This window comes from Sphingomonas sp. 67-41 (assembly GCF_001899725.1).
Taxonomy (GTDB): domain Bacteria; phylum Pseudomonadota; class Alphaproteobacteria; order Sphingomonadales; family Sphingomonadaceae; genus Sphingomonas; species Sphingomonas leidyi.
Genome location: NZ_MKWJ01000004.1, coordinates 148,728 through 169,756, shown reverse-complemented (window position 1 = coordinate 169,756; position 21,029 = coordinate 148,728). Strand labels below are relative to the sequence as shown.

Sequence of the window (21,029 nt, the reverse complement as noted above, 5' to 3'; positions counted from 1 at the left end):
ACGGGGCGCGCCCCGTCCCCCGATTTCAACGCTCCGGCGGCACCAGAGCGCCCCAGGGATCGTCGCGCAGCGACGTGCGGATCTCCTCCAGCAGCCAGTCGCGAAAGGCGCGGACCTTGGGCTGGTTGCGCTTGCCTTCGGCATACATCAGCCAGAACGCATTGCGATATTGCGCGACCTGGGGAAGCGGCTGGACGAGTTGCCCCGAATCGAGTGCGGCCTGCCACATCGGCGGGCTGAGGATCGCGACGCCGTGTCCGGCGATCGCCGCATTGCCGTCCAGGATTTGCGAATCGAAGCGGATGCCCGCCGCCTGGCTGGTGTCTGGCGCCTCGCCCAGCGCCGCCGCGAACCACAAGTCCCACCAATCGTCGCGATAGGTGAGTCGCGGCAGTTCGAGCAGGTCCTTCGGCGTGCGGATCGGCGGATGCTCGGCGAGGAAGGCAGGATTGGCGAGCGGCGTGATCGGCATCCGCATCAGGAAATGGCAGCTATGCCCAGGCAGCGGGCCCGGCGCGCCGCGCAGCGCGACGTCAGCCTCGCCCGCCAGCAGATCGATCATCTCGTCGCCGACATGAAGGCGCACTGCAAGGTCCGGGCGCGCGAGCTGGAACGAGCCCAGCCGGCTCGCCAGCCAGTTGGTGGCAAGGGTGCGCGGCGCGGTGATGCTGATGACGCTTTCCGTCTCGGCATGGACCGCGGCGAAGGCCTCTCCCATCGCGTCGAACGCGCCCGTGACCTGCGGCGCGATCCGCCGCCCCAGATCGGTGAGCACGATGCCGCGCCCGCTGCGGGCGAACAGCGGGGCGCCCAACCGCTCTTCGAGCAGCTTCATCTGGTAGCTCACCGCCGCCTGGGTCATTCCCAGCTCCTCTGCGGCGCGCGTGAAATTGCCGTGCCGGGAAGCGGCTTCGAACACGCGGACGGCAGCGAGCGGAGGAAGACGGCGCATCACAATATACAAGCACAGCTTATGGTATTTAGCCAATGATTTGTTGGCCCGCCGACGTGTTCGGGCGCAAATGGACAGGGTGCCGGACATGGCGCGACATCCAAGGGAACCAAGCCATGATGAAGACCCTGATCCCGCTCCTGCTGATCCTCTCCCCGGCCGCCGTGCCGGTGATCGCCCAGGCCCAGCGCGGCGATGCGAGCGTTCGCGTCTCCTATGCCGATCTCGACCTGTCGCGCGCCGCGGGTCGCCAGGCACTCGACCGGCGCCTCGCCCGCGCGCTCGACCAGATCTGCCCGGCCGATCGGCCTGGCTATCTGACTCCGGCGCCCGATGCGCTCCGCTGCCAGGCATATGCCCGCGAGCAGATCGCGGCGGCGCGCCGGCACGCGCTGGCGCAGCGCGGTGGCGTGGTCCGGATCTCCGCCGTTCCCTGATCGATCCCTCGGAACCGCGAAGCGGCGGGCGGCCTGCAACGCCGCCCGCCAACCATAAGCATTGCTGATAGCGCAAACCCATATCCCGAAAAGGGATGCGCGGCGCGGCCCATTCGGGTTGGGCCCGTCACAAAATATGGTTACTCCTTGGGCAAGGAACAGGGAGGAACCCATGCGAGTCGTTTGGGCATTGGCGGCGCTTGCGCTGCTCGCGGGATGTGGGCTGCTCGCGGGATGCGACGATCTCAATCGACCGCCTGCGGACGGCAAGGGCGGTTCCGAATTCGGGTCGGCAGCCAATGCCGAAGCCTTCGCCTCGACCGGCACCGGCTTCGACTATCGCTATGCCTATCGCCTGCCCGCCGCCAAGGTGAAGGGCGTCCTCCAGTCCAACGCCGATGCCTGCGACCGGATGGGGCCGGCGCGTTGCCGCATCCTCGCGATGCGGTATCGCGTGGATGACGGCAATCATACGCGCGCGGTGCTCACCATCCGCATCGACCCGTCGATCGCGCGCCGGTTCGGCGATGCCGTCACGGCGAATGTGGCGACTGCCTATGGCGTGCTCACCGATACCGAGATCAGCGGCACCGATGCCACTGCCTCGGCCCGCAGCATCGCCGTGGTGAAGCGGCTGCAGGACCAGCTCCAGAATGCGCGCGCCAGCACGACGCCGGATGGCCAGGCCCGGGCCGCTCGTCTGCAGAACGCACTCGCGCTGATCGCCGAGGTGGAGGCGAGCCAGGGCCAGACGCTGGCCAACGCGCCGATGCTGTTCACCTATGAATCGAGCAGCGCGCTGAGTGGCCTGGGGTCGTCCGAAGCCAATTTCCGCACTGCGGGCCAGACGCTCGAGAATTCGGTCGCCCAGCTCGTCCAGCTGCTCGCCAGCGTCGGGCCGTGGTGCCTGCTGATGCTGGCCGTGGTGCTGGTCCTGCGATGGATCATCCATGGCCGCGCCGTGGGTCCCGATGTCGAGCCGCGTCACGACGATGGCTATGACGATGGCCATGAGGGGAGCCATGACGGCCGGGACAATCGCGGCCGCAGCGACAATCGCAACCTCATCCAGCGCTGGTTCTCCCGCGACGACGCCGAGGAGCATACGCACTGACCCCGCGCGCCCGCGGGTGGCAAAGTGGCGGATTGGCATCCGCGCGCGAGGATGCATGATTGCACCCCTCCCCCCCTTTGGGTATAGCGCCACCTCTCGCCCCGGCAGGCCAGCGGATTCCCCGCGCCGCCGGGGCAATGACTTTCCAGGGGAACGAGCACCCGATGGCACGCCGCCGGCAGATCTACGAAGGCAAGGCTAAGATCCTCTACGAGGGTCCCGAACCCGGCACGCTGATCCAGTATTTCAAGGATGACGCGACTGCCTTCAATGCCCAGAAAAAGGGCACGATCAACGGCAAGGGCGTGCTCAACAACCGGATTTCCGAGCACGTCTTCACGCTGCTCGCCGGCATCGGCATCCCGACGCACTTCATCCGCCGCCTCAACATGCGCGAGCAGCTGATCCGCCAGGTCGAGATCGTGCCGATCGAAGTGGTGGTGCGCAACGTCGTCGCCGGCTCGCTTTCGAAGAAGCTCGGGATCGAGGAGGGCACGCCGCTGCCCCGCACGATCGTCGAATATTACTACAAGGACGATGCGCTGGGCGACCCGATGGTCACCGACGAGCACATCCTCTGCTTCGGCTGGGCGAGCCAGGAAGAGCTGCACGACATGGCCGACATGGCCATCCGCGTGAACGACTTCCTGTCGGGGCTCTTCGCCGGCATCGGCATCCGCCTGGTCGACTTCAAGCTCGAGTTCGGCCGGATCTGGGACAACGACTATAGCCGCATCATCCTGGCCGACGAGATCAGCCCGGACGGCTGCCGCCTGTGGGACATGGCCACCGGCGAGAAGCTCGACAAGGACCGCTTCCGGCGCGACCTGGGCGGCGAAGTCGAGGCCTATCAGGAAGTCGCGCGCCGGCTCGGCCTGTTCCCGGAGGGCGAGGATTCGGCCGTGCTGGACCTGGAGAGCCACCGGAAGCGCCGCGGCAAGTAATCCCGGTCAGGGTCGCCGGCGCCGCCCGGCACGGCGCATCGCGACCAACAGCGGGCCTGCAGCGACAAGCAGGAACAACGCACCGCCAATGGCCAGCGTCTCGTTCGCCTGCGTGGTTCGCGCGGACGCACCGATCGCGCAATCGGGCCCGTGGCAATATTGCAGGGCCAGGACGTGGAAGCCCAGGGCCACCCAATAGGCCGCCGCCGCCAGCCCGGAAACCAGCGACAAGGCGACGCGGCGCGTTCTCGACATCCGGGATGCCTAGCATTGCCTGCCAGATCGCCCAATGGCTGAACTCCAGCCTTGCAGCGAGGCGCCGGGGGCGCCATAGGCCCTGCCCATGAAGCTCCGCATCATCGTCACCTTGAAGAACGGCGTGCTCGATCCCCAGGGCAAGGCCATCCAGCATGCCTTGGGCGGCCTCGGGTTCGAGGGCGTGGAGGACGTCCGCGCCGGCAAGCTCTTCGAGCTCGAGCTCGCCGATTCGACCAGCGACGCTGCAGTCGACGAGATGTGCCGCAAGCTGCTCGCCAACACCGTCATCGAAAACTACCGGGTGGAAAAGCTGTGAAGACCGCGGTCATCGTCTTTCCGGGCTCCAACTGCGATCGCGACATCGCAGTCGCGCTGGAGGCGGTGACGGGGACTAAGCCCCACATGGTCTGGCACGGCGACAGCGAACTGCCCCAGGGCCTGGGCCTGATCGCCCTTCCCGGCGGCTTCTCGTACGGCGATTATCTGCGCTGCGGCGCGATCGCGGCGCGATCGCCGGTGGTGCGGGCCGTGGTCGAGGCGGCGGACAAGGGCATGCCGGTGATCGGCATCTGCAACGGTTTCCAGGTGCTGACCGAGACCGGGCTGCTGCCCGGCGCCCTGATGCGCAACTCCGGCCTCAACTTCGTGTGCCGCGACGTGCCGCTGACGGTCGACAATTCGCAGTCGATCTTCACCTCGGCCTATCGCTCGGGCGAAGCGATCACGATCCCCGTGGCGCATCATGACGGCAACTACTTTGCCGACGCGGAGACGCTCGACCGGATCGAAGGCGAAGGCCGTGTCGCCTTCCGCTACGCCGCCGATATCAACGGCTCGGCCCGCAACATCGCCGGTGTGCTCAACAAGGCCGGCAATGTGCTCGGCATGATGCCCCACCCCGAGCGCCGCATCGAAGCCGCGCATGGCGGCACCGATGGCCGCCGCCTGTTCGAGGGCCTGCTCGAGGCGGTGGCGTAGGCCGCACACCGCCCCGGCTCAGTGCAGCGCGGAAGCCGCCTGTTCGCCGCGTGACGACGCTGCGAGCCCCGGGGCCGGGAAAGACAGCGGACGACCGCTGCCCGCCACCCGGAAACGCCCGGCCTGCTCGGCAAGCGTGGCGATCTCCACGGTGAGGTTGCGCGCCGCCGCCGAAGTCTCTTCGACCATCGCGGCATTCTGCTGGGTCGACTGATCCATTACACCGATCGCGGTGCTGATCTCGCCGATCGCGATCGATTGGGCCTGGTTGTCCTCGGCCATCTGGTTGAGCAGCGTGTGCACGTCGCCCACATCCTCGGCGATGTTCGCCAGCGCGCCATCCACCTTCTCGACCATCTCCACCGCGGCAAGGATGTCCACCTGAGTCGCGGTGAGTTGTTCGCGCGCACGGCCCGCCTCTTCCTCGGCCCGCATGGCCAGCGCCGAGACGAGATCCGCGACGACGGCGAAGCCCCTGCCCGCCTCGCCCGCGCGGCCGGCCTCGACCGCCGCATTCATCGCGAGCACGCGCGTCTGGAAGGCGATCTTGTCGAGCCCCTCGATCACGGAGTCGATTCCCTTGGCGCTGTCGTTGACCCGGTTCATCGCCTGCACCGCCTGATCGACCACTTCGCGGCCGCCCGAAACGGTCGTCGTGGCACCGTCGGCGCGCGCCACGGTGCGGCTCGCCGCGGCGGCGGTCGCCTTCAGGCGCTGATCCATCTGCGTGATCGCGGCCGAGGTCTGCTCGAGGCTGGCGGCATTCGCTTCGGTGCGACGCGCAAGATCTTCCGACGCCTGGGCGATCTCGCCCGATCCGGTGCGGATCGCGGCACTGCTCTCGCCCACGGCGCCAAGCAAGTTGCGCAGCGAGGCGAGCGCGGCGTTGAAATTGTCGCGCAGCTTCGCATAGGTGGCGGGATATTCCTCGACGATGTCGGCGGTCAGGTCCCCCTCGGCCAGCCGCTCGAGATTGACGGTCATGCCCCGCACGATTTCGCCGTGATGCTCGGCTTGCTCGTTCTGCTGGATCTGTGCGGCGGCGGTGTCGCGGAACGAGAACATCGCCTTGGTCAGCCGGCCGACACAGTCCCGATAGTCGGTGAACTGGATCGGGCTGGCGAGATCGCCGGCCGCCAGCGCCTCCATGCGCACCACGGTCGTCACATAGGGCGTGGCAATCGCGTGGCGATACCAGACGGCCAGCACCGCGGCGACCAGGGTAGCGAGCACGCCGGTGGCGAGTGCAAGCCTGGGCGCGAGCAGCAGCGCCAGGGGCGAGAGCCCGACAAGCCCCACCATGGAACCGAACGACACGAGCAGCTTCTTGCGAATGGGCGCGTTGGCGACGAACCAGTGCATGGCAAATCTCTCAGCGGAGGCAACAATATGGTTGCCGCTTCCTCGCTATAGAGAGTTCCCGCGCCGAACCGGTCGTTTCGGCAAATATACGTAACAATAATCTACAATATTAGCCACAAATGCGTAACTTCCGTAAATTCGCCCCTATACGCGCGCCTCGATCCAGTCGAGGATATCGCCCATCACGCCCTCCCTGCCGAGATCGGCGAGCAGGTCATGATAATGGCCTTGGTAGATCTTCAGCGTCTTGTCGCCGGATCCGGCGGTCTCGTGGAAGAACGCGCTGCCATGGCAGACGGTCGCATGGTCGTCGGTACCATGGAGGATGAGCAGCGGGATCGTGATCGCGGGAAAGCTGTCGTGTAGCCGCTCGTCGGCGCGGGCCAGCGCGGCGACGGTGGCGGCGGGCTGCGTTTCGTCCTTGATATAGGGGTCGGCATTGAGCGCGGCCACCGCGGCCGGATCCCGCGAGAAGTCCTCGTTCTTGAGCTTGAGCACGCCGAGATGGGGCGCGATGTGCGCGAGCCCCTTGATCGCGGTGATCAGGAAGCCCGGCGCCGGCACCTGAAAGGCGAAGCTCTCGCAGATGAAGCCGGCGAGTTCCGCCTGGTTGTCGAGCGCATAGGTGGCGCCGGTTACCCCGCCCGCGCTGTGGCCGAGCAGAAACGTCTTGAGCCCGGGGTGGCGCTACTTGGCGATCGCGATCGCGCCGCCAAGGTCGTGGACATAGTCGGCAATATCCTCGACGTAGAAGCGCTCGCCGCCCGAACGCCCGCGCCCGCGCAGGTCAGGAGCGTAAACGGCGAAACCGCGCTCGGCCAGCCGCTCGGCGACCCAGGCATATTGGCCGCTATGCGCATTGAAGCCATGGCAGATGACGACCACGGCCCGCGCGGCGCCCTCGGGCAGCCAGGAGCGGAAGAAGATGTTGACGTGCCCGGTGCTGCCGAAAGTCTCTTCCGTCGTCGCAGTCATGCCCTGTCTCCCCGGAGATCGTTGCAGTGAAGATGTCCGCAATCCCGCACGCCTCACACCCGCATTGCGAACGGAGTGAAATCGGTCCCCTTGTCGAACACGTCCACGCCCTCGCGGCGCTTGAGGAAACCGACGACGAGATAGGTGACCGGCGTCAATATCACTTCCCATGCCACCTTGAGCGCCCATTGCGTGAAGAGCACCTGGAGGACGAGCGTGGCGGTCCACCCCTCCGCGCCCAGGAAGGCGAGCGGATAGAAGATCAGGCTGTCGACGCCCTCGCCGGCGATCGTCGAGCCGATCGTGCGGGTCCACAGCATCTTGCCGTCGGTCAGGATCTTCATCCGGGCGAGGACATAGGAATTGACGAACTCGCCGGCCCAGAAGGCGCAGACCGAGGCCAGGACGATGCGCGGCACCTGGCCGAAGATCGTCTCGTACGCGGCCTGGTTGCCCCAGCTCGGCGCCGGCGGCAGCGCCACGACCACCCAGGACATGAACGCCATGAACAGCACCGCGGCGGTGCCGGCCCAGATCACGCGGCGGGCCCGGGCATAGCCATAGACCTCGGTCAGGACATCGCCGATCACATAGGAGATCGGGAAGAACAGGATACCCGCACCGAACGGCCAATAGCCATTGTAGAGCGGCAGCCAGACCTGCGAGACCTTGCCCGCGCCGAGCACGTTGGAGAGCAGGATGATGGCGACGAAGGCAGCCATCACGAAGTCGTAATAGCGGAAATGCCCACCCCGCAGCGCGTTCGCGGCGATCTGCGCCGGCTTTGCGTCCCCCTGGCTCATGCAAGGACTATGATCCCGGTTCCGCTGCCGCGCAATCCACGCTAGGGGCAGCGCTACGCGCGCCCGTAGCTCAGTTGGATAGAGCACGTGCCTTCTAAGCTCGTGGTCGCTGGTTCGAATCCAGCCGGGCGCGCCATTCTTGTCTTTGGGGCCTCGCATAAGCTCGGAGGCGCGTTCGCGCTTGCGAACCCTGGCGGGTTCGATGTCGCTCCAGTCGAGTGTGCCAGCCCGTCGCGAGCGCAGGATTCCCGCGCCCATAGAATCTTTGTCCGGATATTCGCGATCCCGCGTCTCCTCCCTTGAGGCAGCATGTGCACGTCAGCACCAGCACGACGTGGAAAGGCACCGGACGTTGCGCGCATGCCCACCACGTCCCGAGCGCAAAAAGAAAAGAAGTTTACCAGATTACCGCCCTGTTCACGGGATAATTTCAATATAAACCTCGACTATGCCGAAGCAAATTAACGAAACGCGCGGATGTGCGAAATATTTCTTTCACAAAAGAATCAAATAATTCTCCATGCGAATCGCATTAATAAGAGGAATTAATTTCGCAATCTTCAAATTGCGGAGGCGTTATTGCGATGCGCAGTACAAACCAGACTGTACAACGGGAGATTGTATGGAAAACCAACTTCAGACGCTGAACGGATCGCATGAAGACAAGCCAGGTGCGCGCATCGGTTTCGGCACGCTGCCCGTTCGCTCCCTGGCCATCGCGGCGTTCGGAGCGCTCATGATGCTGCAGCCAAAGCCCGCACAGGCGCAGGGCTGGCCCGCCCCGGTCGCGCCGCTGCCGGAACTGGCCACCGCGCTCGACAAGCGGTTCCAGCCGGCGATCGATTTCGACACCGATGTCTGCTTCAACGTGCCGGCAGTCAACGCGGCGGGCGCGATCAGCGCGGGTGCGTCGACCTATGCCACCCGGCCGCCGGCGTCGTGCCGCAACCCCAGCTACCGGACGACCAGCAACGTCTATGTGCGCGCCCGCTGCAACAACGGCTATTGCGCGCGCGTCTACAGCTATTTCTGGCAGTCGGACTTCTCGCACGCCTATGACTGGGAATCGGTCATCGTCTGGACGACCGACCAGGGCACCAGCAGCACCGTGGTCGGCGTCACGCGCGGCGATCATGGCGGCTGGGAAACCCGCGCCACCAGCGGCGGCCAGTTGCGCTTCCAGAGCGATTCGACCGGCCAGCACGTCAAGATGGTCTATCACTACGAGACCTGGGGCTTCTCGCACCTGTGGCGCTTCTCGAAGACCGACAATGGCGACGAGCCGCCCGAGAACGGCACCGGCCAGTGGCTGATCCAGCCGCTGATCAGCTGGAACGGCTATCCCTCGGCCAGCGTTCGCAACGCGATCTCCAACTATAATTTCGGCAGCGGCAATTTCGACAACAAGGATGCCCGCTTCTCGGGCGTGCTCGCCGCCACGGTGAACACCAGCATCACGCCGGGATTCAACCCCAACCTGGATTCGGGCCCGAACTCGCCGGGTTGCCCGGCCGGCTCCACCCTCTGCTGACCGACTTCGCCCCGCGCCGCCAAACCCCCGCGGCGCGGGGCGGAACCCTGGCGAGGCTCCGCCGACGAGGTGCACATGGCAAGAAATCGCAAGGTCGCATGGCAGATGCTCCTGCTGGGGTGCGCGGCCGTGATCGTTGCCGGCTGGGCCTGGCTGGTGCTGCGGAGCGCGAGCGGCGGGGGCAAGCCCGCCGCCGAAGGCCTGGTGCGCGTGGACATGCCGGCAACCGCAGCGCGCACCTCCCCGATCGCCGCGCCTGTGGCCATGGCGAACCTCCCTGCCCTGCCCGACAGGGTGATCGCGCATGTCCGCCAGGACTATCCGCTGCTCACGGAGGTAGACTTTCGCTGCGATGCCGGCGGATGCGCGGTGACCGCCACGATACCGCCACCCACGGACGACGCGTTCCTGAAGCAGCGCCAGGAGATGCTGCTCGGCGGCCTTGCCAGGACAGTCGCGGCGGATGGCTATACGATGCTCGGGCCAGTCCGGATGGACGAGGTCGCGTTCAATGTCTTCCATATCCGCGCATCGGTGACACCGGCGCAGGGACAGGAGCAGGCGCGATAGGACGCCCGCGATCGGGAGCCGTCGGGCGCAAGCCCAAAACGGGCGCCCCGGCAAGCAGGACGCCCGTCAGGCACCGGCTCGGGCGTCGATCCGGACCGGCACAGGGATGTATGCCGGCGCAACTGTCGGGTTCAGGTCGCGTCGGCACGCAGGCCCTGTGGCCGGGCGCGCCGGGCATGACGAGGCAGGTGCGACGTAGGACGAAGATCGAGCGACGAATCCGGTTCGCCGTCCGTCAGCCGAGATTACTTATTGCCGCCGCGCCAGTAGAGCAGGCCGGCGACGATCGCCGCCGAGCCGATGCCGATGGCGGCGCCCATGCCGATCTGCTTGGCATCGGGCTTCCAGCGCTTCTTGGCCTCGACGATGTCCTTGACGGCCTGCAGCGCTTCGCTCCCCGCATGGTGATCGTGCGGCGCCTCCTCGACCGGATGGGGCGACGGGGCATCCTCGGGCAGTGGCGGCTTCTTGCTCATGGTCTTCCTCTATTGGCGCAAGCCTGAACGTCAGGCTAATGCGGCGGTTGCACCCAAAGATGCAAGCCGCCACAAGCTCGGCCCCATGAACCCGCTCTACGCCCGGATGGGCACCACGATCTTCGAAGCCATGTCCGCCCGCGCGCGCGAGACCGGGGCGATCAACCTGGGCCAGGGCTTCACCGACGGGCGCGGGCCGGAAGCGGTGCTGCAGGCAGCGGCGAAGGCGGTGGTCGAGCGGTCGAACCAATATCCCCCGATGCTCGGCCTGCCCGAGCTCCGCCATGCCGTGGCCGACCATTATGCTCGCCACCAGGGGCTGAACCTGGCGGCAGAGGAAGTGGTGGTCACCTCGGGCGCGACCGAGGCGCTGGCCGCCGCGATCTTCGCCTGCGTCTCCCCCGGCGACGAGGTGATCTGCTTCCAGCCGCTCTACGACGCCTATGTGCCCCTGATCCGCCAGGCCGGCGGCGTGCCGAAGTTCGTGCGCCTCCAGCCGCCCGAATGGAAGATCGACCGGGCGGCGCTCGAAGCCGCGGCATCGGGCAGGACGCGCGTGCTGATCCTCAACAACCCGCTCAATCCCGCCGCGACCATGTGCGGCGCGGACGAGCTGGCGATGCTCGCCGATTTCTGCGTCGCGCACGACCTGATCGCGATCTGCGACGAGGTGTGGGAGCACGTCACCTTCGACGGCGCCCGCCACCTGCCGCTGATCGGCTTCCCCGGCATGCGCGAGCGCACGGTGAAGATCGGCTCGGCCGGCAAGATCTTCGCGCTGACCGGCTTCAAGGTCGGCTGGATGTGCGCCGCCCCCGCCATCGCCCGCGTGCTTTCCAAGGCGCATCAGTTCCTCACCTTCACCACGCCGCCCAACCTGCAATGGGCAGTCGCCGAGGGCCTCGCCACCCAGGACGGCTGGGTGCAGGAGGCGCGCCACCGCTTCCAGCATGGCCGCGACCGGCTGCGCGCCGGGCTCGCCGCCGCCGGCTTCGCCGTGCTGCCGAGCGCCGCGACCTATTTCCTCTCGGTCGACCTCGCCGCCTCGGGCATCGCCCTGGACGACGTCGCCTTCGCCAACCGGCTGATCGACGAGGCCGGCGTCGCCTGCATCCCCGTCTCTGCCTTCTATGCCGAGCAACCAGTGACCAGCGTGGCGCGCTTCTGCTTCGTCAAGGAAGACGCCACGCTCGACGCCGCGATCGCACGAATCGCCGAGGCCCGGGACCGGCTGGCGAGCGGCTGACCGGCCGCACGCGGATATGCGGGAAACATACGCTGCGGCCCCCTTTCCGCCCCTCCGCAAGAGACCCGCGCGACCGAAGCCGGCGTTCCGGTGATAGGGAAGACTGCCCATGCCCGGCGACTCGGCCGCGGGGCGGTTCGCCTATGGAAGCGCCCGCTTCGCCGTGTGGCGTGCAACTCGTCTCGTTTGCGGCACGTTCGCCGGGCCGCGGGACAGATTGGAGTTGTACCATGCGTAACATGAAGTTCCTGATGCGCGGCGCGGCAGTGACCGCGCTGCTCGTCGCGACCCCGTCGCTCGCCCAGAGCCGTATCGACCGGGCACGCACCGCCGTGACCGAAGCCGCCGCCAAGGTGGAGGCGGCACAGACCGCCGGCGCCCAGACCTATGCCGGCGAGACCATGGCCAAGGCCGAGGAGGCGCTGCGCGTCGCCAAGGACCAGCTGGCACGCGACCATCGCGATTCGACGATCAGCGAAGCGCGACGCGCCTCGGGCCTGGCCGATCAGGCGCTGGCCGAGGCCGAACACAACAAGGACGCGCGCATGGCCGCCGAGCGCGACGCGCGACGCGACGCCCAGGCTGCCGCAGCCTCGGCTTCGGCGGATGCCGCGGCAGAGGCCAGCCAGCGCGAGGCCGCGCAGAATGCCGCGGCGGTAGCCCAGGGCAATGCGGCGGCGGCGAATGCCCGCGCCGACATGGCCGCCCAGGCGGCGCAATCGGCGGCGGCGGACGCGGCGGCAGTGCGCGCCGCGGCAGTCCAGTCGGTCGCGACGACGATCGAGACCACCACCACCCAGCCGGCAGCGCGCAAGGCGACGACGGTGAAGAAGGCGCCGGTGCGCAGGACCACCCGCACCACCGTGTCGCGCCCGGCAACGACGTCGACGACCACCACCACGGTAAAGACCGAGCCGCGCTGACGCGGAGTCCTGCGATCGGCGGCGATAGCGCGAGGCGCGCGCTCCACGCCACCGCGCACGCCCAGGGTCAGATCCTGTCCAGCACCCCGCGCTCGGTGATGTAGCCCGTCACCAGCCGCGCGGGGGTCACATCGAATGCTGGATTGGCGGCGGGGGAGTCGGTGACACGGACAGTTCCGATTTCCCCGCTTGCGCCCGGCCCGCTCAGCCGGGTCAGTTCCTCGGCGCTGCGCTCCTCGATCGGGATGTCGGCACCGCTTTCGGTGTCCGGGTCGAACGTGGTGTAGGGCAGGGCGACATAGAAGGGCACATCATTGTCGTGCGCGGCGAGCGCCTTCAGATAGGTGCCGATCTTGTTGCAGACGTCGCCGTTGCGCGTGACGCGATCGGTGCCGACCACCACGGCATCCACCTGCCCCTTCATCATCAGCAGGCCGCCGGCATTGTCGGCGATCACCGTATGCGGCACGCCGTGGTTGCGCAGCTCGAACGCGGTGAGCAGCGCGCCCTGGTTGCGCGGGCGCGTCTCGTCCACCCAGACATGGACCGGGATGCCGGCATCGTGCGCGAGATAGATCGGCGCGGTGGCGGTGCCATAGTCGACCGTGGCGAGCCAGCCGGCGTTGCAATGGGTGAGGATGTTGAGCGGACGATCGGGATTCCGCGCATGGAGTTCGCGGAACAACTCCAGGCCATGCTCGCCGATCGCGCGGCAGAGCTCGGCATCCTCGTCGCAGATCTCGTCGGCGCGCCGGAACGCCGCCGCGGCGCGCTCGCGCTCCGGCAGCTCGGCGACCGCCGCGCGGACCGCATCGAGCGCCCAGCGCAGGTTGATCGCGGTCGGGCGCGTCTCGAACAGCGTCTCGTAGGCCGCCTGGAGGTTCGCGTCGCCCGGATCGGCCGCGAGCGCCATGGCATAGCCATAGGCGGCCGTGGCGCCGATCATCGGGGCACCGCGCGTCCACATCTCGCGGATCGCCACCGCGGCGGCATCGACGTCGCGCAGCTCGACCCATTGCACGTCCCAGGGCAGCTTGCGCTGGTCGAGGATGACCACGCCCTTGCCGTCTTCGGTGCGGCGGATCGAGCGCGTGGGACGGCCTTCGAGGATCATGGGAGCACTTCCGCCAGAGAATGGATGTCGGCCGGGCCGCCTTCGCGGTCGATCAGCAGCGCCTGGAGTCCCGCTTCGTGCGCGGCATCGACTTCGGCGGCCATGTCCGAGACGAAGAGCAGCTCGGAGGGCGCGAGATCGAGGGCATCGACGATCCTGGTATAGGAATCGCTGTCGCGCTTGGGGCCGGTGGTCGTGTCGAAATAGCCGCTGAGGAACGGCGTCAGGTCGCCGGCGATCGAATGGCCGAAGATCAGCTTCTGCGCGGCGATCGAGCCGGAGGAATAGATGCTCACCATGAGGCCGGCGGCCGTCCAGCGGCGCAGCGCCTCGGGCGTGTCGGGATAGACATGTCCCTTGAGCTCGCCATCGGCATAGCCCCGGGCCCAGATCAGGCCCTGCAACGTCTTGAGCGGCGTTTCCTTGCGGTCCTCGTCGATCCAGGCGAGCAGCGTGGCGACGGGATCGTCGCCCGGCACCTGGGCCAGGATCGGCGCGGCGACTTCGGGATTGTTCGCGACGAATTCCGCCAGATGCCTGCGCGCATAGGGAAAGAGCTCGTCGGCGACGAAGCGGATGCTGCTCGTCGTGCCTTCGATGTCGAGGAGGATGGCTTTGGGCGGGGTGTGGGTCATTCTTCTCTCGTCATCCTGCCCCTTTCGTCATTCCCGCACAGGCGGGAATCCGGGGTAACAGGGCGGCGTCCTTCACGATTCTCGATCCCCGCCTGCGCGGGAACGACGGGGATTGGCTCAGACCAGCTCGTGCCGCGGGAAACGATCGGCAATCGTGTCGCCGGTGAAGTTGGCGATCCAGCCGTCGGCATTGGTGAACAGGCGGATCGCAGTGAAGCGCGGGCTCGGCCCCATGTCGAACCAGTGGCGGGTGCCGGCCGGCACCGAGATCAGGTCGCCTTCCTCGCAGAGCACGGCATAGATTCTCTCGCCATCGCGCAGGGTGAACAGCCCCTCGCCTTCGACGAAGAAGCGGACCTCGTCCTCCGAATGGCGATGCTCGGAGAGGAACTTGCTGCGCAACGCCCCCCTTTCGGGGTGGTCGGGCACCATGCGGATCACGTCGACGGACCGATAGCCCTTCTCGGCCTTGAGCCGCTCGACCTCCGGGGCGAAGGCCTCGAGCACTTCCTCCTGCCCGGCATCGGCGGCAAGCGGGCGCGACGGCCATTGCTCGAAGCGGACGCCGATCGGCGCCAGCGCCGCCGCGATCGCCCCGGGATCGCGCGTCTCGGTGAGCGGCGCGCCGCCCGTTTCGTCGAAGACCCTGAGATGCGTCATCGCTTCCATGCCCTTTCGGCCAGCTCGGCGGCGATCAGCCATTCGGTGCCCTCGAGCACGCGCTCGGCCTCGGCCAGGTCCTTGCCCCAGGCATAGAGCCCGTGGCTGCGGATAAGATAGGCCGGCGCCGCGCCCGGCGCCAGCAGCGCGGGCGTCACCGCAGCCTCGATCACCGCCATGTCCTGGCTGTTGTCGACGATCGGCAGGCGGATCTCCGCCTCGTGCGTGGCGTTCCCCGGAAAGACCTTGAGCATCTCATGGCCGGCGAACACCCATTCGCTGGCGTCGGCGGCGGCGCGGCTCATCCCCACGGCCTCGGGCGAATGCCCGTGGAGCACGGCGCCCGTGTCGGGGAACAGGCGATAGATGGCGAGGTGCAACGCAGTCTCGGCCGAGGGCTTGCCGGGCGTGAGCCCCTTCCCCTGCAGGTCGACCCGCATGATCCCCGCGGGCGTCAGCCGGCCCTTGTGCCAGCCGGACACGGTGACGGCGACGCTGCCGTCGTCGAGGCGAACGGAATAGTTGCCGGCGGTAGCGGGGGCCCAGCCGCGCGCGTCGAGCCGGCGGCCAACCTCGACCAGTGCGTCGGCGGCATCTGCGAAGGACATCGTCATGCCCGCGGCCTTAGCCGATCCGCGGGCACCGAGGGCAACAGATTTTATTTGTAGCCGCGGCGCGGAAGCGGCTGGACGATCTCGCTGGCCGGGCCCGTGACCCAGCTCGCCGGCTGGGGCTGCGGACGGGGCGCCATACCGGGCATGGTCACCATGTTGAACGCCTCGCCGCCCAGGTTGCGGGCGTCGGCCATCAGGATCGGCGTGGAGGGCCCGGAGCGCTCGGGATTCGTCACCGGCTCGTCCGTCACCATCACGTCGCCGCCGATCTCCGTCAGCGCGTAGAGCTGCTTGGCGAAGGCCGCAGGGAAGCGGATGCAGCCATGCGAGGCGGGATAGCCGGGCAGATGGCCGGCATGCAGCGCGATCCCGTCCCAGGTGAGCCGCTGCATATAGGGCATCGGCGCGTTCGAATAGAGGTTCGAACGGTGGAAGACCTTCTTCTGGAGGATGGTGAAGGCGCCGGCCGGCGTCTCGTGCCGGTCCGAACCGGTCGACACCGTGCTCGCCCCCACCAGCTTGCCGCCGCGATAGACATAGGCGCGCTGGTCCGGAATGCTCACCACGATCGAGACGGGATCCCAGTCGTTCGTGCTCGCGCGGATGATCTGCGGCTGCTCGTACCAGACCCATTGGCCGTTGCGCAGCCCCTCGGGCGCGACCTGCATCGTGTCGGACGCGATCCCCTGCGCGGCGGCGGGAGCGGTGGGAAGAATGGCGGCCAAGGCCAGGAAAAGGACGGCAAAGGTGCCGGAACGCATCGAACAGCTCTCCGAATCCGACGAGCCAGGACGGCTCAGGGCGATTCCTTAACGAAATTAACCTAATTTCGTGCCGCTGCCGAATCGGCGATACTCGCACGGCCAAATCGCTGGCAACGTTCCGGATTTCGGGAAGGCTTCGGCGAACCGGGCGAACGATGCGGCGAGTCGCGCAACTTGGGACAGATGTTGAGCAACGCGCTTACCATCTGTCTGGTATAGGTTCCCCCTGGGGACGAGCAGCGGGCTTTTTGGATAGTGATGGATAGTCTCGATACGATTCAGTCGCGTCGCGCCTTGTTGAGGACGGCGCTGGTGATGGCGAGCGGCGCGGCGGTTTCGGCCTGCGCCTCGCGCACGATCGGAACCGCGATGGCACCGGCGCCGCTGCCGGTCCCGGCGCCGATCCCCGAAATTCCCAAGGCGCCCGAAGTGGCCGCCGCCAAGGTGCCCGGCGTGCCCGCCGGCATTCGCCCGGAACTGTTCAAGAAGGCGCTGGCCGCGCTCAACCGCCATTCGATGCGCATCCCGTCGCACGACCGGATCGCGATCGCCGACTTCGCCTCGCCCTCCTACAGCCCGCGCTTCTTCGTGGTGAACCTGGGCACCGGCCAGGTCGAGCGCTTCCTGGTCGCGCACGGCATCGGCTCGGATCCGCAGCATACCGGGCTGCTCCAGCGCTTCTCGAACGAAGTGAATTCGGAAGCGACCTGCGAGGGCGCGTTCCTGACCGCCGACTATTATGTCGGCAAGCATGGCGACTCGCAGCGCCTGCTCGGCCTCGACCCGACCAACAACAACGCGCTCGACCGCGCGATCGTGGTCCATTCGGCCTGGTATGCGAACACCGACATGATCGGCCGGCACGGCAAGCTCGGCCGCAGCCAGGGCTGCTTCGCGGTGGGAGAGAACGAGCTGGCCAAGCTGTTCGAGCGGCTCGGCCCGGGCCGGATGATCTACTCCGCCAAGGTCTGATCGCCTCAATTCCTCGGCAGCGCGGGCCCCGGCCCCGTTCCGCAGGGAAATGGCGGCGCCCAGCAGGGATAGCCGAATTCGAGCTTCGTCGCATAGCGGGCGACCGGCCTTTGCGGCCAGCTGCCCGGCAGCACCACCTCCGCCTTGCCGCTGCCCCTGGGCCAGGTCGCGACGCTGGCGGGCGTGACGCCGTACCACAGCGCCTCGCCCTCGAACCGCCGCTTGAAGGCGATCGCCATCACGCGGTTCCCCATCCATAGCTGGTGATAGTCGGCCGGGCTGCGCTGGGGACCCTTCGCATCCACCACTGCCGAGCGGGCGAAATAGATGTCCTGCCACGGCGCTGCCGGCGCGGCGAAGGCGAGCGCCTTGGCCGGCTCCTGCGGCATGGCGGGACGCGGCACGATGCGGAAGCTGGCGAGCAGCACCAGTGCGGCCACCACCACCAGCCCGCGCAGGTCGCGCCAGGTGAGGAGCAGCCAGGTGAACAGCGCCGCCATCGGGAACAGCCACTTGAAATAATGGGCGTTGAAGAAGCGCCACATGCCGCTGGGCACCAGATCGACATAGGCAAGCATCATCGCGGTGTAGATCAGCGCGGCCAGCGCCATGCAGAGCGTGAGCCAGCGCGCCGGGCCCCGCAGGCGCATGACGCCCAGGATCAGGCCCGCCGCGCCGGTGAGCAGCCAGGGCAGTTCGCGCAGCAGGCCGGTCTCGCCGGGGAACCAGGGCGCGGGATCGACCAGCAATATGCTCGCCTTCCAGCCGAGATCGGCGAAGGCGAAGCCATAGTCGCCCGAGAGCAGGGTATAGTCGGTGAGGCGCCAGCCATAGATGGCGAGATAGAGCGCCGCATAGGGAAGGAACGCCGCCGCCGCGCCGCCGGTCGCCCGGGCGAGATCCGGCCAGCGCCGCTCCATCAGCACCGGGCGCCACAGGGCGAAGCCGCCGATGACGACCCCCACCACGACGTCCGCCGGCCGAACCAGCGCGATTCCCGCCAGCAGCGCCCCGAGCAGCCAGGGGCGGCGGCGCGCGCCGGACATCATGTCCGCCGCCTCGGCAAAGGCGAGCCAGATAAGGGCCGCCGACATGGTGGTGGTCCAGGGCTCGAGCCAGAATTTGGAGATGCGCAGGTCGCCGATCGTCGCGGCGAGGAACAGCAGCCCCGCGGCGAAGCTCCCGACCCCGAGGCGCGCGCAGACGCGGTGGAAGCCCCAGAAGGCAAGCGCATAGCAGGCCAGGTTGATCGGCACGAAGGGCGTCGGCGCCCAGGCGAAGGGCGCGCCCGCGAGCGGATAGAGCAAGGGGTACCAATGCTGGTCCGGGCTCAGGTCGAGGCGCAGAAAGGCCCTGGCCGACAGCAGATACTGCTTCTGGTCGTGCCAGCCGCGCCACCATGGCCCTTCCGGCGCGAAGAACTTCAAGTTGATCTTGAAGACCGTATAGGCCGCGAAGACGATCATGACCGCCCGCACCGGATGCGCGTCGAACTGGCGGCGGATCCAATGGAGCATGGCCTGCGGGTATCTTCTGCGCGGGGTTGGCACAAGCGCGCCCGAGCGACTAGGTGTGTGGCGTGATCGAAACATAACCGGTTGCAAGACGGAGACGATGAGCCAGTCCCACCCCTTTTATTCGATCCACCGCCAGGGAATGATCCGCGCGGGCCTGTGCACGCCGGCGGTAGTGGTGGGCGATCCCGCCGCCAACGCGCAGGCAGCGATCGCGCTGGCGCGGCAGGGCGACGAACAGGGCGCCGACCTGCTCGTCTATCCCGAACTCAACGTCACTTCCTATGCGATCGACGACCTGCACCTGCAGGACACCATCTGCGAGGCGACCGAGGCGGGGATCGCGGCGATCGTGGCGGCGAGCGCGGAGCTGAAGCCGGTATTGCTGGTCGGCGCCGCGCTCCGGCGCAACGGGCGGCTCTACAATTGCGCCGTCGCCATAGCGCGCGGACGGATCCTGGGCGTGGTGCCCAAGAGCTACCTGCCCAATTATCGCGAATATTACGAGAAGCGCTGGTTCGCGCGCGGGGCCGGCCTGGCGGGGCTGGAGATCGTGGTGGCCGGGCAGAGAGTGCCCTTCGGCACCGACCTGATCTTCGCGGCCGAGGAGCTTCCCGACTTCGTCTTCCATGTCGAGATCTGCGAGGATTACTGGTCTCCCCTGCCCCCCTCCACCGAAGGCGCGCTGGCCGGGGCGCTGGTGCTGTGCAACCTCTCCGCCTCGAACATCGTGGTGGGCAAGGCGCGCGAGCGGGCGATGCTGTGCGCGGCCCAGTCGGCGCGGGCGGTGGCGGCCTATGTCTATTCCGCCTCCGGCCCCGGCGAGAGCACCACCGATCTTGCCTGGGACGGCCAGGGCATGATCCACGAGCTGGGCGAACTGATCGCCACCACCGAGCGCTTCGAGCTGACCACCGAAGTGGTGTGCGCCGATATCGACCTGGAGCGCCTGCGGCTCGAGCGGATGCGGATGGGCACGTTCAACGACTGCGCCGCCGACAATGGCGATCCGGAGACGCGCTTCCGCCGGGTGACCTTCCAGCACCGGCCGGACCATGCCGACAGGGGACTGCTCCGTAAGCTGCGCCGCTTCCCCTTCGTCCCCAACACCCCCTCCCGGCTGGAGGAAGATTGCTACGAGGCGTTCAACATCCAGGTGGAGGGGCTGCGCAAGCGGCTGGAAGCCACCGGCGCGAAGCACATCGTCATCGGGGTCTCGGGCGGGCTCGATTCCACGCACGCGCTGATCGTCGCGGCCAAGGCGATGGATCGGCTCGGCCGTCCGCGCACCGACATTCTCGGCTTCACCATGCCGGGCTTCGCGACCAGCGAGGGGACCAGGGCCAATGCCTGGGCGCTGATGGACGCGCTGGGCGTGACCGGCGCGGAGATCGACATCCGCCCGGCGGCGCGGACGATGCTCGAGGGCATCGGCCATCCCTTTGCCAGCGGCGAGCCCGTCTATGACGTGACGTTCGAGAACGTCCAGGCGGGCCTGCGCACCGACTATCTGTTCCGCCTGGCCAACCAGCGCCACGGCTTCGTGCTCGGCACCGGCGACCTCAGCGAGCTGGCGCTGGGCTGGTGCACCTATGGCGTGGGCGACCATATGAGCCATTACGGCGTCAATGCCGGCGTGCCCAAGACGCTGATCCAGTATCTCATCCGCTGGACGGTGCAGACCGGCCAGTTCGCCGGCGCGGCGGCACGCGTGCTGACCAGCATCCTCGATACCGAGATTTCCCCCGAGCTGGTCCCCGCCGATGCGGATGGCAAGATGCAGAGCACGCAGGAACGGATCGGCCCGTACGAGCTGCACGATTTCTTCCTCCACTACACGATCCGGTACGGCCTGCGCCCCTCCAAGATCGCCTTCCTCGCCTGGCACGCCTGGAAGGATGCCGCGACGGGGCAATGGCCGATCGGCTTTCCCGAGGATGCACGGCACCATTATGACCTGGCGACGATCGCGAAATGGCTGGAGGAGTTCCTGTTCCGCTTCTTCCAGACCAGTCAGTTCAAGCGATCGGCGCTGCCCAACGGGCCCAAGGTCTCGGCCGGCGGCGCCGTAAGCCCGCGCGGCGACTGGCGCGCGCCCTCGGACGGGGTGGCGCGGCCCTGGATCGACGAGCTGAAGGCGAATCTTCCCTAGGTCGAGGACTCAAACAAGTATCTGATTTTCCTCCG

General features: G+C 67.6%; 22 protein-coding genes, 1 tRNA gene and 1 pseudogene. 12 read left to right on the top strand and 12 right to left on the bottom strand.

Features of this window, described 5'->3' with window-relative positions:
* Positions 1-25 precede the first annotated feature (25 nt).
* Positions 26-952, bottom strand: coding sequence for a LysR substrate-binding domain-containing protein (locus BGP17_RS02515; RefSeq protein ID WP_286710901.1), 927 nt, complete (start codon positions 950-952; stop codon positions 26-28).
* A gap of 116 nt (positions 953-1,068) precedes the next feature.
* On the opposite strand from BGP17_RS02515, the gene BGP17_RS02510 reads away from it, so the two are divergent.
* From BGP17_RS02510 to purC, 3 genes are all read left to right on the top strand, one after another.
* Positions 1,069-1,389 (top strand): UrcA family protein, encoded by a 321-nt coding sequence (locus tag BGP17_RS02510; RefSeq protein WP_286710900.1) that lies wholly within the window; start codon positions 1,069-1,071, stop codon positions 1,387-1,389.
* A 172-nt stretch (positions 1,390-1,561) separates the two neighbouring features.
* Positions 1,562-2,503, top strand: coding sequence for a hypothetical protein (locus tag BGP17_RS02505; protein WP_167299182.1), 942 nt, complete (start codon positions 1,562-1,564; stop codon positions 2,501-2,503).
* Between the two features lie 164 nt (positions 2,504-2,667).
* A complete protein-coding gene (gene purC / locus BGP17_RS02500; protein WP_167299183.1) occupies positions 2,668-3,447 on the top strand; it encodes a phosphoribosylaminoimidazolesuccinocarboxamide synthase in 780 nt (259 codons plus the stop codon).
* A 6-nt stretch (positions 3,448-3,453) separates the two neighbouring features.
* On the opposite strand, the gene BGP17_RS02495 is transcribed toward purC, so the two are convergent.
* Positions 3,454-3,702 (bottom strand): hypothetical protein, encoded by a 249-nt coding sequence (locus BGP17_RS02495; RefSeq protein ID WP_286710899.1) that lies wholly within the window; start codon positions 3,700-3,702, stop codon positions 3,454-3,456.
* An 88-nt stretch (positions 3,703-3,790) separates the two neighbouring features.
* Here BGP17_RS02495 and purS point away from each other — a divergent pair, with 88 nt between their 5' ends.
* Both purS and purQ read left to right on the top strand, forming a co-directional pair.
* Positions 3,791-4,021, top strand: coding sequence for a phosphoribosylformylglycinamidine synthase subunit PurS (gene purS / locus BGP17_RS02490; RefSeq protein ID WP_286710898.1), 231 nt, complete (start codon positions 3,791-3,793; stop codon positions 4,019-4,021).
* Positions 4,018-4,683 carry a phosphoribosylformylglycinamidine synthase subunit PurQ gene (gene purQ, locus BGP17_RS02485; RefSeq protein WP_167299185.1) on the top strand — a complete coding sequence of 222 codons (666 nt, stop codon included), beginning with the start codon at positions 4,018-4,020 and terminating at the stop codon, positions 4,681-4,683. Before purS ends, purQ begins: the two co-directional genes overlap by 4 nt.
* An 18-nt stretch (positions 4,684-4,701) precedes the next feature.
* Here purQ and BGP17_RS02480 read toward each other — a convergent pair whose 3' ends face one another.
* The 3 genes and pseudogenes from BGP17_RS02480 to BGP17_RS02470 form a co-directional block, all read right to left on the bottom strand.
* Positions 4,702-6,045, bottom strand: coding sequence for a methyl-accepting chemotaxis protein (locus tag BGP17_RS02480; protein WP_286710897.1), 1,344 nt, complete (start codon positions 6,043-6,045; stop codon positions 4,702-4,704).
* A gap of 144 nt (positions 6,046-6,189) precedes the next feature.
* A pseudogene (locus BGP17_RS02475) lies at positions 6,190-7,020 on the bottom strand (alpha/beta fold hydrolase).
* A 53-nt stretch (positions 7,021-7,073) separates the two neighbouring features.
* The gene (locus BGP17_RS02470) at positions 7,074-7,823 is read right to left on the bottom strand and encodes a queuosine precursor transporter (RefSeq protein ID WP_167299188.1); all 750 of its coding nucleotides are present in this window, start codon (positions 7,821-7,823) and stop codon (positions 7,074-7,076) included.
* A gap of 59 nt (positions 7,824-7,882) precedes the next feature.
* On the opposite strand from BGP17_RS02470, the gene BGP17_RS02465 reads away from it, so the two are divergent.
* From BGP17_RS02465 to BGP17_RS02455, 3 genes are all read left to right on the top strand, one after another.
* Positions 7,883-7,959: transfer RNA gene (locus tag BGP17_RS02465), tRNA-Arg, on the top strand.
* 486 nt (positions 7,960-8,445) lie between these two features.
* On the top strand, positions 8,446-9,354 hold the full coding sequence (locus BGP17_RS02460) for an NPP1 family protein (protein ID WP_167299189.1): 909 nt from the start codon (positions 8,446-8,448) through the stop codon (positions 9,352-9,354).
* Between the two features lie 75 nt (positions 9,355-9,429).
* The gene (locus BGP17_RS02455; protein WP_286710896.1) at positions 9,430-9,924 is read left to right on the top strand and encodes a hypothetical protein; all 495 of its coding nucleotides are present in this window, start codon (positions 9,430-9,432) and stop codon (positions 9,922-9,924) included.
* Positions 9,925-10,169: 245 nt separating this feature from the next.
* Here BGP17_RS02455 and BGP17_RS02450 read toward each other — a convergent pair whose 3' ends face one another.
* On the bottom strand, positions 10,170-10,400 hold the full coding sequence (locus BGP17_RS02450; RefSeq protein ID WP_286710895.1) for a hypothetical protein: 231 nt from the start codon (positions 10,398-10,400) through the stop codon (positions 10,170-10,172).
* Positions 10,401-10,485: 85 nt separating this feature from the next.
* Here BGP17_RS02450 and BGP17_RS02445 point away from each other — a divergent pair, with 85 nt between their 5' ends.
* Together BGP17_RS02445 and BGP17_RS02440 are read left to right on the top strand one after the other, a co-directional pair.
* Positions 10,486-11,646, top strand: a complete 1,161-nt coding sequence (locus BGP17_RS02445; RefSeq protein WP_286710894.1) for an aminotransferase — start codon at positions 10,486-10,488, stop codon at positions 11,644-11,646.
* 230 nt (positions 11,647-11,876) lie between these two features.
* Positions 11,877-12,569, top strand: a complete 693-nt coding sequence (locus tag BGP17_RS02440; protein WP_167299192.1) for a hypothetical protein — start codon at positions 11,877-11,879, stop codon at positions 12,567-12,569.
* A gap of 67 nt (positions 12,570-12,636) precedes the next feature.
* On the opposite strand, the gene mtnA is transcribed toward BGP17_RS02440, so the two are convergent.
* The 5 genes from mtnA to BGP17_RS02415 form a co-directional block, all read right to left on the bottom strand.
* Complete coding sequence (mtnA, locus tag BGP17_RS02435; protein WP_167299193.1) at positions 12,637-13,683, bottom strand: S-methyl-5-thioribose-1-phosphate isomerase; 1,047 nt, start codon at positions 13,681-13,683, stop codon at positions 12,637-12,639.
* Positions 13,680-14,318, bottom strand: coding sequence for an acireductone synthase (gene mtnC / locus BGP17_RS02430; RefSeq protein WP_167299194.1), 639 nt, complete (start codon positions 14,316-14,318; stop codon positions 13,680-13,682). The genes mtnA and mtnC overlap by 4 nt, the downstream gene beginning before the upstream one ends.
* A 117-nt stretch (positions 14,319-14,435) precedes the next feature.
* Positions 14,436-14,978 (bottom strand): 1,2-dihydroxy-3-keto-5-methylthiopentene dioxygenase, encoded by a 543-nt coding sequence (locus BGP17_RS02425; protein WP_167299195.1) that lies wholly within the window; start codon positions 14,976-14,978, stop codon positions 14,436-14,438.
* Complete coding sequence (locus tag BGP17_RS02420; protein ID WP_286710893.1) at positions 14,975-15,592, bottom strand: methylthioribulose 1-phosphate dehydratase; 618 nt, start codon at positions 15,590-15,592, stop codon at positions 14,975-14,977. Before BGP17_RS02420 ends, BGP17_RS02425 begins: the two co-directional genes overlap by 4 nt.
* 44 nt (positions 15,593-15,636) lie before the next feature.
* Positions 15,637-16,353, bottom strand: a complete 717-nt coding sequence (locus tag BGP17_RS02415; protein ID WP_286710892.1) for a L,D-transpeptidase family protein — start codon at positions 16,351-16,353, stop codon at positions 15,637-15,639.
* A gap of 261 nt (positions 16,354-16,614) precedes the next feature.
* Here BGP17_RS02415 and BGP17_RS02410 point away from each other — a divergent pair, with 261 nt between their 5' ends.
* Positions 16,615-17,328: a murein L,D-transpeptidase catalytic domain family protein gene (locus BGP17_RS02410; protein WP_086130001.1), complete on the top strand. Its 714-nt coding sequence runs from the start codon at positions 16,615-16,617 to the stop codon at positions 17,326-17,328.
* A 5-nt stretch (positions 17,329-17,333) separates the two neighbouring features.
* Here BGP17_RS02410 and BGP17_RS02405 read toward each other — a convergent pair whose 3' ends face one another.
* The gene (locus BGP17_RS02405; RefSeq protein WP_167299198.1) at positions 17,334-18,845 is read right to left on the bottom strand and encodes a hypothetical protein; all 1,512 of its coding nucleotides are present in this window, start codon (positions 18,843-18,845) and stop codon (positions 17,334-17,336) included.
* Positions 18,846-18,942: 97 nt separating this feature from the next.
* Between BGP17_RS02405 and BGP17_RS02400 the strand changes: the two genes are divergently transcribed.
* Positions 18,943-20,994 carry an NAD(+) synthase gene (locus BGP17_RS02400; RefSeq protein WP_286710891.1) on the top strand — a complete coding sequence of 684 codons (2,052 nt, stop codon included), beginning with the start codon at positions 18,943-18,945 and terminating at the stop codon, positions 20,992-20,994.
* Positions 20,995-21,029: the final 35 nt, after the last annotated feature.